The organism is Streptomyces sp. NPDC002734 (genome assembly GCF_040295685.1).
GTDB lineage: Bacteria > Actinomycetota > Actinomycetes > Streptomycetales > Streptomycetaceae > Streptomyces.
This window is the reverse complement of the sequence record NZ_JBEOVU010000006.1, coordinates 55,854-70,187: the sequence shown is the minus strand read 5'-3', so window position 1 is coordinate 70,187 and position 14,334 is coordinate 55,854. Positions and strand designations below refer to the sequence as shown.

Here is a 14,334-nt window from a genome sequence, read left to right as displayed (position 1 = left end):
GTCCCAGGGGCCGTCCGGGTCCGCGGCCTCCAGCGGGCGTCCGGTCCGCCCCCTCACCGGGTGCCTCCCGGCAGGGCCGCGGCCAGCGGACCGGCGTCGAGGGCGGAGATCACCCCTGCCAGGTCGACGGCGTCGCTCTCCGGTCCCTGGCACACCGGCAGGCAGACGGGTCCGCGCGGGCCTCCGCCCATCCGCCGCAGGTAGGGGGTGAGCACCGCGCGCGGGCCGATCTCGACGACGTGGGTCGGCGTCTGCTGGGCGAGCATGCCGCGGGCCGCGTCGGCGAAGCGGACGGGCGCGGTGATCTGCTCGCTCCAGTAGGAGGTGTAGAGCGGCTCGGTGGTCAGCCGTCCGTGGACCGTCGAGTAGAACGGCATCCGGGCGGCCGCCGCGCGGATCCGGCGCAGTTCGGCCTCGAACGGGGCGACCACCGGGGCCATCAGCGGCGAGTGGAAGGCGTGCGAGACGGCCAGGTGACGGCAGCGGACGGAGCGCTCCGCCAGCCGGCCCTCGATGCGGGCCAGGGCGGCCCGGTCGCCGGACAGCACCACGGACTTGGCCGCGTTGACGGCGCCGATGCCGGCGGCGGGCTCCTCGGCGACGAGTTCGGCCGCCTCGTGCGGGGTGACGCAGACGGCCATCATGCCGCCGCCGGGCGGCAGTTCCTGCATGAGGGCGCCGCGCGCGCAGGCCAGGCGGGCGGCGTCCGGGAGGGTCAGCGCGCCGGCGACGGCGGCGGCCGCGAACTCGCCGATGCCGTGGCCCAGGACGGCGACCGGGCGCACCCCGGCCTCCTCCAGGGTGCGCGCCAGGGCGTAGCCGACGGCGAACAGGGCGGGCTGGGTCAGCGCGGTGCGGTGGACGGCCTGGTCGCCGGAGAGGATCAGCTCGACCACGGACCGTCCCGTCCAGGGGCGGACGGCGGCGTCCGCCTCGTCCAGGAAGGTCCGGTAGCCGGTGGAGTGGCGGTAGAGGCCGGTGGTCATGCCGGGGTGCTGGGACCCCTGCCCGGTGAAGACGAACGCGGTCCGCACCCGGCGGCCGTCCCGGCCCGCGCCGCGCATGGCGAGCAGCTCGGCGAGCCGGCGCACGGTGGGGTACGCCTGGACGTCGTCGGGTTCGATGAGCTCTCCGAACTCCTCCTCGATGTCGCCGTACAGGCTGAGCGCCGCCACCGAGTCGAAGCCCTCCTCGACCAGCGGCACGCTGTCGTCGACGGGGTGTCCGATGTAGTGGGCGACGCGTTCGCTCAGCCATTCCCGGTGCGCGACGGCGAAGTCGTCCTGTTCTCCGTGTGGTTGGTCCTTCATGGGGTGCTCCCTGACGTACTCGGCGGGGGGACGGGGGTCAGGCGAGCCGGGAGGCGTAGAGGTCGTAGCTGCGGCGGTTGTGCAGCCGCGCGACGACCTCGTCGAGCACCAGCCGTTCCTGCCCTTCCGGACGGTCGGGCAGCGGCAGCCCGAGGCGTTCGACGAGGCGGTAGAGCGCCGCGGTGATCCAGGCGGGCGTGGCGAGGAAGGCGCTCGCGGGGCCGGTGGGGGCCCTGCGCTCCTCCCGCCACACCCCGAGGCAGGCCGCCGCGGCGAGGACGAGGGTGTAGCGGTCCGCGAGTCCGAAGCTGCGGGGGCTGGACAGCGCCTCGCGGTCCCCCTCGGCGACGTCCTCGAACGCCTTCTTCAGCTCGGCGAGTTCGCCCGTGAGGACCCGCACCAGGAACCGCAGGACGGGGCCGCCGTCGTCGCACGGCGGCCGGGCCGCCTCCAGGAGGTCGGTACAGGCGACCAGCGTCGCGGCGAGCGGGTCGCCGTCGCCGAGGAGCACCAGCTGCGAGAGGTCGAGTGGGGGGATCGCCTCGTCGTGCCGGAACAGGGAGGGCGGCGGTTCGGGGTCGGCGAACCAGGCGTGCCGGGCGAAGTAGGGCAGCTGCGGCAGGATGCTGACCTGCCGGCCGGCGCTGCCGGCGTGCCCGAGGGAGGTGACCGGCAGGTCGCGGCGCTGCTTCTGGAACATCCCGTACGCGCCGTCCTGCGCGAAGGTCTCCTCGCCCAGCACGGAGGACATCTCGTCCATGCTCTCCGCGACCAGCTTGGGGGCCAGGTAGGCGGCGGCCGCCGCGTACGCGCTCATCTGCCCGGGCAGCAGGTGCAGCGCCCGGGTGGCGACCAGGGCGAGGCAGTCGATGACCAGCAGGTCGAGGAAGCCGCCGGTGAGGACGTCCCGCACGTGCCGCACGTCCAGGGAGGAGCGGCCGTCGGCGCGGGGGCGGACGGCGAAGCGGACCACGGTGCGCAGCGCGGTGTCGGCGCCCGCGAGGACGATCGACGGGATGAGGCCGCGGATCAGCAGGGAGGAACGCAGCGACAGTTCGTAGCCGTCGCCGATCTCCCCGAGCACCGCGTCGGCGGGCACCGGGCAGTCGGTGATCGCCAGTCCGCCGAACTCGGCGCTGCGCATGCCGGTGGTGGTGCGGCGGGCCAGGTCGGTGACCCGGTCGGCGGGCAGCTCGTCGCGGTCGAGCAGCAGGACGCTGTGGCTGCGGCCGCGGGCGGCCGTGCCCGTGCGGGCGAAGACGACCAGGCCGGTGGCGCGGGAGGCGTTGGCGATCGCCGACTTGCTGCCGTCCAGCACCAGGCCGCCGGGGACGGTCCGGGCGGTGAACTCGTCGCGGACGAAGTCGTTGCCGTGGGCGACCTCGTGCCGGGCGACGGCGATGCGCCGGCCGGTCAGCAGGAGCCGGGCGGCGTGCCGGCGCTGCTCCTCGTCGCCGGCGGTCCACACCGGGGCGGCGGCGAAGAAGCAGTTGAGGCCGTAGCCGAAGCCCAGGGAGGCGTCGCGGCGGAACACCGGGCGCAGCAGTCTGCCCAGGTGGTCCATCCGCTCGAGCCGGCCGCCGACGTCGGCGGGGACGAACTCGGCGTTGAGCCCGAAGTCGTCGAGCACCCGCTCGGCCTCGGGCAGCATCTCGCCGGCCGCGTCGGCGGCCAGCAGGGCCGCGGCGCCCAGCGGGTTGTCCGGGTCGTCGAGGTCGCCGAACGCCAACTCCAGGGCCGCCGCGCGTTCGGGTGCGCCGGTCACCGCCCGCCCCCGGCCACCAGCAGCCGCTCGACCTCGGGCTCCACGCACTGGTGCAGCGGGGCGAGTTCGCCGCGCAGGAACAGGCGGCGCATCGCGGCCCGCTCCACCTTGCCGCTCGTGGTCCGGCGGACCGTGCCCGGCCGCACCAGCAGGACGGCGGCGGCCCGCACGTCGTACTCCTCGGTGATGCGCTGCTGCACGGCGGCCGCCAGAGCGGCCAGGTCGACGTCGTAGCGGCTGCCGGCGCGCAGCTCCTGGATGACGACGATCCTCTCGCGGGCGCCGGGCACGGCGAAGGCGGTGGCCGCGCCGAACACCCCGCTGACCTGCTGGACGGTGCGTTCCAGGTCCTGCGGGTAGAGGTTGCGCCCGGCGACCACGATCATGTCCTTGAGGCGGCCGGTGACGTACAGCAGGCCGTCGTGGAAGGCGCCGAGGTCTCCGGTGCGCAGGTACCCGCCGCCCTGTCCGGCGATCCGGCAGCCGAACGCGGCGGTCGTCTCGGCGGGGCGGCCCCAGTAGCCGGGGCCGACGCCGGCGCCTCTGACCCAGATCTCGCCGACGTGGCCGTCGGGGACCTCGGCGTGGCTGTCGGGGTCGACGATCCGCACGTCGGCGGAGGCGGGCGGCCCGCAGTGCGCGAGGAGGCGCACCTGGCCGGCGGGCTCTTCGAGCCGGCCGCTCTCCAGGGCCGCGGCGTCGACGGGGAGCGGTGCGGCGGCGCCGTCCTCGCGGGAGCCGGAGACCATCAGGGTGGCCTCGGCCAGGCCGTAGCAGGGCGTCAGTGCCCGCGGGTCGAGCCCGGCCGGGGCGAACCGCTCGGCGAACGCGGCCAGGGTGGTGGTGTCGACGGGTTCGCCGCCGTCGACGGCGGTCCGCCAGCAGGACAGGTCGAGGCCGGCGAGCTGGGAGTCGTTGACGCGGCGCACGCACATCTCGTACGCGAAGTCCGGGGCGGCGCTCACGGCGATCCGGTGACGGGAGATGGTCTCCAGCCAGTTGGCGGGGCGCCGGACGAAGGCGGCCGGGGTCAGCAGGACGGCGGTGCCGCCGAGCCACAGCGGGTGCAGCAGCTGCCCCACCAGGCCCATGTCGTGGTACAGCGGCAGCCAGCCGCCGACCCGGACGCCCTCGCGGGTGCCCAGCGCCTGCCGGATGGCCCGCTGGTTGGCGAGCAGGCTGCGGTGGGTGACGACCACGCCGCGCGGGTCGCGGGTCGAGCCGGAGGTGTACTGGAGGTAGGCGACCGCGTCGGCGTCCGGCGCGGACGGCTCGTCGGAGCCGGGGCCGTCGGTGGTCGGGGCGTCCGCGGCCGGACCGTCGGTGGGCAGGCAGACGACGTCGCCGTGATCGGTGCGGGCGAGCAGCCGCGACACCTCGCCGGCCTCGTCGGTGGAGGTGAGCACGCAGACCGCGGCCGTCTCCCGGACGATCCCGGCGACCCGCTGGTCGTGGTGGCCGCGCCCGTCGGGCGGGGCCACGGGGACGGCGATCGCGCCCGCGTGGAGGCAGGCGAGGAACGCGGTGACGAACAGCTCGCGCGAGCGGTGGGCGACCAGCACCCTCTCGCCCGGGCGGACGTGCCGGGCCAGTACGGCGGCCAGGCCGCGCACCGAGCGGTCGAGGGCGGCGTAGGTGATCGTCCTGGGCCGCAGGCCGCCGCGATGCTCGGTGAGGAGGATCAGCGCCTCCCGGTCCGGCGTCCTGACCGCCTGGGCGCGGATGTGCTCCGTCAACGTCCGGTGAACGGTCACGTCTCCCCCTTCCCCGCCGTGCGCCCGTCCTCCGGGACGGGCGGCGGCCGGCTCTGCTGTCGGCGGGCGGAGTGCCTGTCCCTCGGCGCTCTCGTCGAGGAGGGCTCCGCCGCGCGTGGATGTGCGGCCTCGCCGCGGGCTCCCGGTCACGGCGTGCTCCCCGCGGGCACCGGCCGGTGGCCGTCGCTCCGCACGGTCCAGCCGGCGTACGCCGGCCGGGCCGGCGCGCCGGGTTCGCCGGCGCGGCGCGACAGGGCGAGCAGCACGGCCGTGACCGCCGCCAGCTCGGCCGCGTCGGGCCGGCCCCGGACCACCTCGATACGCATCGGATTCGCCATGCCGACAGCCTGCGCCCGGCCGCTCGAAGCGGGCTCGCGTCCCGGACGCGCCGGAGCCGAGGCCCCCGGGCCGTGTCCGGCACGGTCGGGTCCTCGGCTCCGGCGAGGTGCGCTCCTCAGGACATGACGCGTTCGTAGGCGACGTGCCGGGTGCGTTCCACCTCGACGTCGGCGGTGTTGCGCATCCGGGCGAGCAGCGAGACGTGGCCGCGGCCGGCCAGCGCCCGCTCGCAGTCCCCGGTGTCGCGCCACCAGTGCACGCCCGTCCAGGTGCCCGGGTGCAGCGTGGAGCGCAGCAGGTCGCTGCCGCCGAAGCCGTCGAGCCCGGCGAAGTACTCCGTGGTCTCGGCGAACAGGCGCCGGAAGGCGGAGGAGTCGCTGCCGCCGAAGGTCCTGGCCCGGGTCAGGACGACGTTCTCCGCACCCACCAGGGCCTCCCCGCGCAGCACCCGGCCCTCGCTGACGGCCTGGTCCGCCTCGGCGTCGACCATGGGACCGAGCTTCCTGACGTAGCCGTGGAAGTCGTCCTCGTGCACGGTGTCCAGGAAGCCGCGGGTGGTCCGCCAGTGCCCCAGGTGCACGTACACGTCGGGACGCTCGACGAGCCGGACGGTGACCAGGAAGGCGAAGTCGGGCCGGCCCCGCAGGTACTGGGAGTGCTCGCGGAACGCCCGCTCGAAGCGTCCGGTGTCGCCCCGGACCGTGAACCGGTTGATCACGGTGAGCGGGGTCTCCTGCCTACGCCCGGGCACGCGCTTCCTCCGCGAACCGCTTGGCGTGCTTCAGGGTGGTCGAGCTGTTGGTGCCCAGCGCCTTGCGTACCAGCGCGCGGGCCTCGGCGAGGGTGGCCTCGGGGCCGAGCGCGGTGCGCACGCCCTCCGGGTCGAGGGTGACGGTGTGCCAGGAGGTGGCCCGCACGTTGCCGTCGCCGAGGGTCTCGATCACCCAGCGCCCGGTGTGGCCGCTCATCGCGACCGGCACCTTGAGCTGCTTGTAGACGATCACGTTGCGGTCCTCGAAGACCACGCGCACCGACGTGGTGTTGTGGGTGGATCCGTCCGGGCTCGCGGTGTCCATGTCCATGTGCTGGATGCCGGTGCCGTCCTCGGTGAGGTCGAGGCGGGCCACGTGCGGGAGGCGCTCGGGCCACAGGTCGGCGCGGTCCAGGAAGGCGAAGACGTCGCCGGCCGCGCCGAAGACGGTCTCGGAGTCGCTGAAGGTGAAGTGCAGTTCCTCGCGTGCGTCGCCGAGTTCGGCGGTGTTCTTCAGGGCGAGGAGTTCGGCGCGGCTGTTGCCGTCCACGGCGCGCTCGATGAGTTCCTCGGCGGCCGGGTCGCCGTCCACGGCGCGGTAGTCGTGCAGCAGCGTGACGTGGGTGGTGCCGTCCTCCAGTTCCCGCAGGCGCCACTCGCCGCCCATGGAGGCGACGGGCGCGGCGGTGACGACCTGGCGGAAGGTGATGGTGCGGGCGGCCGGGTCCAGTTCGCGGCGCGAGGTCCAGGTGCGGACCCGGTCGCCGGCCACCGCCCAGATGCGCAGGAGCTGCTCGCCGCCCTCGGCGGGGGCCTCCTCCAGCACCTCGACGTGCACCGTGGGCCCGAAGACCTGCGGCCACCCGGCGACGTCGGCCACCAGCGCGTAGACGGTGTCGGCCGGCGCGGCCACGGTGATGGAGTGCTCGGTGACGTGCAGAGCTTCGGTCTCGGACGCAGCGGTCGGTGCCACGGCGAAACTCCCTTCAAAACGGTCCGCCGGAAGGGCGGAACTCGAGGCTGGCATGAACGGCTGGAGCGGAACTGGAGCCGCGGTGGACCGCCGGTGGGGCCGGGGCGGTCGCGGAGGTCGGTCGGCAGGTCAGGCGGCGGGACCCTCCCCGGCCCAGGAGGGCCGCTCGAGGACGTCGACGACGGCGCAGCCCCAGCTGTAGCCGGCGCCGACGCTCACCAGGACCACCCGGTCGCCGGGCGCCGCGCGGCCGGTGGAGACGAGGTGGTCCAGGCCGGCGAACTGGTCGCCCGCCCCGAGGTGGCCGACGGTGCGGCTGAAGTCCCAGGTGGTGCGGGCGGGGTCGATGCCGAACGGCTTGTAGTAGATGGCGGTCAGCCGGCGGCGGCCGAAGTGCGGCAGCACCACCCAGTCGGCCTCGGCCAGGTCGGAGCCCGCGTCCGCGAGGGCCTGCTTGATGACGGTCTGCTGGCCGTTGTGGGCGCGGGTGATGGCGTAGGACAGGCCGGTGCGGCCGACGAAGGCCTTCTTGGCCGCCTCGAAGTCGACGGGCATGCGGTGGCCGAAGGGCGCCGTGGTGAACGGGTCGTCGCCGCGGTGCAGCGGCTCCAGTTCGGGGTCGGCGTGCAGCGCGAGGGAGACCAGGCGGGCGTAGCCGCCGCGCCGGGAGAGCACCAGCGCGGTGGCGCCGTCGGCGTAGGGGGTGCCCGGGTCGGTGGTCCAGCGGTCGATGCCGGGCGCGCAGAAGCGGTCGGCGGTGGTCAGCAGGGCGTCACCGCGGCCGTGGCCGGCCGTGAGGTAGGCGGTGGCAAGGTCCAGGGCGGCCAGTCCGCCGTTGGACATCTGGCGGATCTCGACGGCCGGGCAGCTGTTGCGCAGCGCCTCGCGCTGGATGTACGAGGCGACCGGCCACAGGTCCTGGCCCTGGTGGTAGGTGTCGGCGTGCAGCAGCAGGTCCACGTCGTCGCCGCCGCTGTCGGCCCGGCCGAGCGCGGTGCGGGCCGCGGCGGCGGCCATCTCGGCGGCCGACTCCCCGGGCGAGTACGCCACCGACTCCATGCCGGTGGCGGCGGCCGTCCCCGGCGGGCACGCGCCGGAGGCGACGGCGTCGGCGAGCGTGAGGCGGGAGGGGAGCCGGGTGGAGGTCCCCCGTATGTAGACGTCTTCGGGACGCACTGTCTCTCCAGCTCTGCTTGTCGGGGGGCTCGTCGGTCAGGGGCGGAGCGGCTCGGACCCGTCCGCCGCGACGGGGGCGCCGGCCGTGCCGGGCGCGGCGGACGCGACGGCGGTGCGGCGCCCGGCCGTCAGGGCCGCCTGGGCGGGTGCGGTGTCGAGCAGGACGTAGTGGACGGCGTCGAGCAGGGCGTGCCAGCTCGCCGCGGTCGTGTTGGCGTCCACGCCGACGGTGTTCCAGCGGCGGCCGCCGTCCTCGTAGGAGATGAGGACGCGGGCGGCCGCGCCGCTGCCCCTCTCACCGCCCAGGACCCGCACCCGGTAGTCGACGAGCCGCAGCCGGGCGAGGGCGGGGAAGCACGGGTCGAGCGCGGCGTGCAGCGCGGTGTCCAGGGCGTTGACCGGGCCGTTGCCCTGGCCGGTGGCGGTCACGGACCGGCCGTCGACCGTCAGGGACACGCTGGCCTCGGTGCGGACCTCGTCGTCGCCGACGCCCAGGACGCCCACCGACCACGACTCCACCGCGAACGGGCGCGGCCGCGGGGAGCCCGACAGCTCCTCGCGCAACAGGAGTTCGAAGGAGGCGTCGGCCGACTCGAAGCTGTAGCCGACGTTCTCGAGTTCCTTCACGCGCCGCGCGGCGCGGGCCACCTCCTGGGAGCCCGCGGCCACGTCGTAGCCGAGTTCGCGGGCCTTGAGCTCGATGGAGGAGCGTCCGCCCATGTCGGAGACCAGGGTGCGCATGGCGTTGCCGACCAGGGCCGGGCGGGTGTGCTGGTAGAGGTCGGGGTCCACGCGCAGCGCGGAGGCGTGCAGCCCCGCCTTGTGGGTGAAGGCGGAGGCGCCGATGTAGGGGGCGGCGACCGCGCCGGGCAGCTGGGTCAGCTCGGCCACCGCGCGGCCGGTCTCGGCGAGCGCGGCCAGCCGCTCCAGCGGCACGATCTCCCGTCCCCGCTTGAGCACCAGGTTGGCGACTACGGTGAACAGGTCGGCGTTGCCGCAGCGTTCACCGTAGCCGTGGGCGGTGCCCTGGGCGTGGTCGGCGCCGGCGTCGACGGCCGCCATGGTGTTGGCGACGGCGCAGCCGGTGTCGTCGTGGCAGTGGATGCCGATCCGGGCGCCGGTGGCCGCCAGCGTGTCGGTGACCACGGCGGCCACCTCGTCGGGCAGCGAGCCGCCGTTGGTGTCGCACAGCACGACGGTCTCCGCGCCCGCCTCCGCGGCGGTGCGCACCACGCTGAGGGCGTAGTCGCGGTCCAGCTGGTGCCCGTCGAAGTAGTGCTCGGCGTCGACGAAGACGCGGCGGCCGGCGCGCACCAGGTGACGCACGGTGTCGTCGACCATGGCGAGGTTCTCCGCCAGGGTGGTGCGCAGCGCGTTCAGGACGTGTCCGGTGTGGCTCTTGGCGACCAGGGTCACCACGGGCGCCCCGGAGTCCAGCAGCGCCTGCACCTGCGGGTCGTCGGCGGCCCGGACGCCGGGCCTGCGGGTGGCTCCGAAGGCGGCCAGTTCGGCGTGTTCGAGGCGCAGTTCGGTGCGGGCCCGGCGGAAGAACTCGGTGTCCCTGGGGACCGCGCCGGGCCAGCCTCCCTCGATGAACCCGATGCCGAGTCCGTCGAGCAGGCGGGCGACGGCGAGCTTGTCCTCGACCGTCAGCGCCATGCCTTCCTGCTGGGCGCCGTCGCGCAGGGTCGTGTCGTAGAGCTGGAAGCCCCGCTCGGCCATCGCCCCTCCCTAGTTCTCGCGTGCCGGCTTCTCCGGCCGCTCTCGGATGCTGTCCCCCACCGTCCGGCGACGGGCCGGAGGACCGCTGGAGCGTGGATGGACCGGGCGCAGGACGACGCGGCGGGACCGGGGGACGCGTGTCCCGTCCGGTCCCGCCGCGCGGGAGGTGGTGCGAGGCGTGCGGCGTGGCTCAGGAGGCCGTGGCGGTCTCCGGCTCCTTGCCCCCCTCGTTCTCCTCCTCCTCGGGCGCCTCCAGGCGCATCTGCCGCGGGATCGCGAACATCAGCGCGAAGGCGAGGGCGACCACGCCGGCGAACACCCACAGGGTGGTCCCCAGGCTGAGGGCGAAGGACTCGCCCTGCGCGTCCTTGGCGTACTCGGCGACCACCGGGGCCGACCGCTCGTCCCGCAGCGGGGCCGCGGCGCAGCTCGCGGGCGCCACCGACGGGTCCTTCTCCTCGACCCGGTCGACCGCGCACGCGCGGTGGGCGGCCACGGTGGTGTCGGCCTCGCCGGGGGTGAGGTGGGCGGTGGCGACCAGGTCGCGTCGCAGGTTCGCGGCCTGGTCGTCGATCGTGGAGCCGGTGTTGCCGCCGAGGCCCGCGAAGAAGACCACGCCGACCAGCGCGCCGCCGACCGCGAAGCCGAGCTGGGCGTTGGTGTGCACGATGCCGGAGGCGGAGCCGGCGTCCTTCTGCGGCACCTCGGAGATGACGATCTGCGGCAGCGGGGCGGCGATCAGGCCGAAGCCGAGGCCCACCAGCAGCATCGGCGCCACCAGGGCCCAGGAGCTGATGGAGCTGCCGTAGTGGCTCGACGCCCACAGGAAGTACAGCGCGCCGGTCACCGTGACGACCGCGCCGGCCTGAAGCACCTTGCGGCCGAACTTGGGCACCAGGACGACCATGGCCGCCGAGGAGGTCAGGAACGCGCCGATGCAGAAGGACAGGCTGGTCATGCCGGCCCGCATCGGGGACCAGCCGAGGCCGACCTGCATGTAGACGGTCCAGCCGATGTTGAACATGCCGATGCCGACGTAGAAGGCGAGGTTGACGCCGAGGCCGGAGGAGAAGCTGCGGATGCGGAACAGCGCGAGCTCCATCAGCGGCGAGCCGTCCAGCACCGTGCGGCGCCGCTGCCACATGACGAACGCGGCGAGGACCGGCACCGAGGCCGCCATCGACACGAAGCCCCACAGCGGCCAGCCCAGCTCACGGCCCTGCAGCAGGGGGAAGAGCAGCAGCAGGAGGCCGACGGTGGCCAGGACGACGCCGCGGACGTCGAGCTTGAGGGCGTGCGGGGCACGCGACTCGCGCAGCACGCGCGGGGCGTAGATCATGCCGAGGACGCCGACCGGGATGTTGATCAGGAAGATCAGCCGCCAGCCGAGGCCGAAGAGGTCCCAGTCGGCGAGCGGTCCGCCCGCGGCCATGCCGACGGCGGCGGCCAGACCGGCCACGCCTCCGTACATGGCGAACGCGCCGGCCCGCTCCTTGCCCGAGAAGGTGACGTGCAGGATGGCGAGGATCTGCGGCACCATGACGCCCGCGAAGGCGCCCTGGACCATGCGGGAGACGACCAGCTGCCACGGCTCCTGGGCAAGGCCGGCGCCCAGCGAGGCGAGGGTGAAGCCCGCCACGCCGAACAGGAACATCTTCCGGCGGCCGTGGATGTCGCCGAGGCGTCCGCCGAGGATCAGCATCAGGGCGAAGCTGAGCTGGTAGCCGACCAGCACCCACTGGATGACGGAGTAGCCGCCGCCGATGCCCTGCTGGATGGACGGGGCGGCCACGTTGGCGATGGTGCCGTCGAGCATGTCCATGAATGCCGCGACGAGCAGCACCAGGAGGGCCGTCCACCGCTTCGGGTCGGGCGTCGCCGCGCCGTCGGGGACGGGCGCGGTGCTCTCGCCCGCTGGTACCTCCTTCTCCGTGGGCGGGGCCTGCTCGGAGGAAATGGCCATGGTGTACCTGTCAGATCATTGGGGGGACCGGGTGGGGCCCTCGGAGAAACGTCACGGACGGCCGGACGGCCTCACAGCACCGGAGGTGCAGGATGCCGGTTGCCGGTGGAGTTCCGCTCGAGCGCCGCTGAAGCGCGGCGCCGGGGCGGCCGGGCCGCTGTCGCGGGCCCGGTGGTGGGGGTGTGAGGCGGCCTCGGCCGCGGTCAGCACCGGGGTCACGCACGCCTCGGTCGGCTCGAACAGCCGCGCCCAGTGGTCGCGGTCGTGGCAGGCGAACCGGCGGGCGAACTCTTCGCGCAGGGCGGGCCAGTTGGCGGGGTCGTCGCGGTCGGGCAGGGCCCGTGCTTCGAGGCCGAGGCCGTCCAGGAGCGCCGCGTAGAAGCGCTCCTCCAGGGCGCCGACGGCGACGTGGCCGCCGTCCGCGCAGGGGTAGCAGGTGTAGAAGGGGGCGCCGCCGTCCAGCAGGTTCGCGCCCCGCTCGTCGCGCCACTGCCCGGCGGACCGCATCGCGGTGAGCATGCCGAGCATCGCGCCGACCCCGTCCACGATCGCCGCGTCGACGACCTGCCCGGCGCCGGTGGCCGCCCTGCCGTACAGGGCGGCGAGCACGCCGGCGACCAGGAACATCGAGCCGCCGCCGAAGTCGCCCAGCAGGTTGAGCGGGACGACGGGCGGGCCGCCCTCCTCCCCGATCGCGTGCAACGCCCCGGTCAGCGCCAGGTAGTTGATGTCGTGTCCGGGGGTGCGGGCCAGCGGCCCGTCCTGGCCCCAGCCCGTCATGCGGGCGTAGACCAGTGCCGGGTTGCGCCCGAGGCACACCTCGGGGCCGATGCCGAGCCGCTCCGCGACGCCGGGGCGGAAGCCCTCGACGAACACGTCGGCGTCGTCCACCAGGCGCAGCAGCCGCGCCACGTCGTCCGCGTCCTTGAGGTCGAGCGCGACGCGCCGCTGCCGGCCCCGGTCGAGTTCCCGGTGCCACCGTTCGAACGACCGCACGCCGTCGGCCCGTTCGATGCGGACCACCTCGGCGCCCAGGTCGGCGAGGACCATGCAGGCGAACGGGACCGGCCCGATGGCCGACAGTTCTACCACCCGCAGCCCGCTCAGCGGGCCCCTCGCGCAGGTCGCGTCCTGCGTCGTTGCGCTACCCATCCGGCAAGGCTGCGGCCGGCCGCCTGAGCCCTCCTCGGGGCCCTCTGGAGCCGCCGCCGCGTCCCGGCTCCACCTGCGCCCGAGCCGCCGCAGGCACCGTGTCGCGGGAACCGTCGGTCCGTCCGGTTCCCGCGAGGACCAACCAAGGACCTGACGCCGCGCGGCTTCGCCACGCTGCACACCCCCGACCGGATCGAGGAGTGGAGCCCGCGGTTCGGTCCGTGGCTCGCCGAGGGACGCATCGTCTTCCCGCACACTCTCGTCGAGATGAGTGGGCCCGAGGAAGGAACAACTTGTCGTGACGACGGCAGATATGAAGGTGCTGGACCGGCGTGCCCTCAACCGGGCGCTGCTGGCGCGGCAGTTGCTGCTGGAGCGGGCGACGCTGCCGGCCGCGGGGGCGGTCGCGCACCTGGTGGGCATGCAGGCCCAGGCGCCGAACCCGCCCTACGTCGGCCTGTGGACCCGGCTGGCCGGCTTCGCCGTGGAGGACCTGGCCTCGCTCGTCCGCGGCCGTGAGGTGGTGCGCCTGGTGCTGATGCGCGGCACGATCCACCTGGTGACGGCCGACGACTGCGTCGCGCTGCGGCCGGTCCTGGCGGGCGCGCTGCGGCAGGGGCTCAAGGGCGCCTTCGGGCGCAAGCTCGAGGGGCTGGACCTGGAGAAGGTGGCGGCGCTGGGGCGCGAGCTGGTCGAGCGGGAACCGCTGACCCTCGGCGGCTTGGGCGAGCGGCTCGCCGAACGGTGGCCGGAGCGCGACCCGTTCGCCCTGGCCAACGCCGTGCGCAACCTGGTGCCGCTGGTTCAGGTGCCGCCGCGCGGGCTGTGGGGCGAGAGCGGCCAGGCCGCGCACACCACCGCCGAGGCGTGGCTGGGCCGGCCCCTTGCCGGGCAGGACGCCCCGGACACGATGATCGAGCGCTACCTGGCCGCGTTCGGCCCGGCCTCGGTGAAGGACATGCAGGTGTGGTCCGGCATGACCCGGCTCGCGGAGGCGGTGAAGCGGCTGCGGCCGCGGCTGGCGGTCTTCCGCGACGAGGGCGGCCGCGAGCTGTTCGACCTGCCCCAGGCGCCCCGCCCCGGCGCGGACACCCCGGCCCCGGTGCGCTTCCTGCCGGACTTCGACAACATCCTGCTCTCGCACGCCGACCGCTCACGGATCCTCACCGAGGAGCAGCGGGCCCGAGTGTTCACCCGCAACGGGCTGATCCGGCCGACGTTCCTGGTGGACGGCTTCGTGGCCGGCATGTGGCGCCTGGAGCAGACGCGCGGCGCCGCCACCCTGATGCTGGAGCCGTTCGGCCCGCTGCGGGAGGCCGACCGCGAGGCGCTGGTGGAGGAGGGCGGCCGGCTGCTGGCGTTCGCCGCGGGGCCCGCCGCCTCGCACGAGGTCCGCTTCGCCTGAGCCCTTCCCGCCCGCGCGGCGCAC

The 14,334-nt window shown here is 74.9% G+C and carries 11 protein-coding genes; 1 reads left to right on the top strand and 10 read right to left on the bottom strand.

Annotated features, from left to right (window positions below; genetic code table 11):
- Positions 1-53: 53 nt before the first annotated feature.
- The 10 genes from ABT026_RS07790 to ABT026_RS07745 all read right to left on the bottom strand — a co-directional run bounded on the left by ABT026_RS07790 (position 54) and on the right by ABT026_RS07745 (position 12,905).
- Entirely contained in the window at positions 54-1,310 is a 1,257-nt protein-coding gene (locus tag ABT026_RS07790) for an acyltransferase domain-containing protein (RefSeq protein ID WP_351113201.1), read from the bottom strand.
- A gap of 37 nt (positions 1,311-1,347) precedes the next feature.
- Positions 1,348-3,075 (bottom strand): acyl-CoA dehydrogenase family protein, encoded by a 1,728-nt coding sequence (locus tag ABT026_RS07785; RefSeq protein WP_351113200.1) that lies wholly within the window; start codon positions 3,073-3,075, stop codon positions 1,348-1,350.
- Positions 3,072-4,829 carry a fatty acyl-AMP ligase gene (locus tag ABT026_RS07780; protein ID WP_351113199.1) on the bottom strand — a complete coding sequence of 586 codons (1,758 nt, stop codon included), beginning with the start codon at positions 4,827-4,829 and terminating at the stop codon, positions 3,072-3,074. The genes ABT026_RS07785 and ABT026_RS07780 overlap by 4 nt, the downstream gene beginning before the upstream one ends.
- Before the next feature lie 146 nt (positions 4,830-4,975).
- The gene (locus ABT026_RS07775) at positions 4,976-5,167 is read right to left on the bottom strand and encodes an acyl-CoA carboxylase subunit epsilon (RefSeq protein ID WP_351113198.1); all 192 of its coding nucleotides are present in this window, start codon (positions 5,165-5,167) and stop codon (positions 4,976-4,978) included.
- A gap of 116 nt (positions 5,168-5,283) precedes the next feature.
- Positions 5,284-5,919, bottom strand: coding sequence for an antibiotic biosynthesis monooxygenase family protein (locus tag ABT026_RS07770; protein ID WP_351113197.1), 636 nt, complete (start codon positions 5,917-5,919; stop codon positions 5,284-5,286).
- Positions 5,906-6,892, bottom strand: coding sequence for an aromatase/cyclase (locus ABT026_RS07765; protein WP_351113196.1), 987 nt, complete (start codon positions 6,890-6,892; stop codon positions 5,906-5,908). Before ABT026_RS07765 ends, ABT026_RS07770 begins: the two co-directional genes overlap by 14 nt.
- Positions 6,893-7,021: 129 nt before the next feature.
- Positions 7,022-8,068 (bottom strand): ketoacyl-ACP synthase III family protein, encoded by a 1,047-nt coding sequence (locus tag ABT026_RS07760; protein ID WP_351113194.1) that lies wholly within the window; start codon positions 8,066-8,068, stop codon positions 7,022-7,024.
- Between the two features lie 36 nt (positions 8,069-8,104).
- The gene (gene cimA / locus ABT026_RS07755; RefSeq protein ID WP_351113193.1) at positions 8,105-9,790 is read right to left on the bottom strand and encodes a citramalate synthase; all 1,686 of its coding nucleotides are present in this window, start codon (positions 9,788-9,790) and stop codon (positions 8,105-8,107) included.
- A gap of 190 nt (positions 9,791-9,980) precedes the next feature.
- On the bottom strand, positions 9,981-11,753 hold the full coding sequence (locus ABT026_RS07750; protein ID WP_351113192.1) for an MFS transporter: 1,773 nt from the start codon (positions 11,751-11,753) through the stop codon (positions 9,981-9,983).
- 51 nt (positions 11,754-11,804) lie between these two features.
- Entirely contained in the window at positions 11,805-12,905 is a 1,101-nt protein-coding gene (locus ABT026_RS07745; RefSeq protein ID WP_351113191.1) for a CaiB/BaiF CoA transferase family protein, read from the bottom strand.
- A gap of 298 nt (positions 12,906-13,203) precedes the next feature.
- Here ABT026_RS07745 and ABT026_RS07740 point away from each other — a divergent pair, with 298 nt between their 5' ends.
- Entirely contained in the window at positions 13,204-14,310 is a 1,107-nt protein-coding gene (locus ABT026_RS07740) for a winged helix DNA-binding domain-containing protein (RefSeq protein WP_351113189.1), read from the top strand.
- The last annotated feature ends 24 nt before the right edge of the window (positions 14,311-14,334 follow it).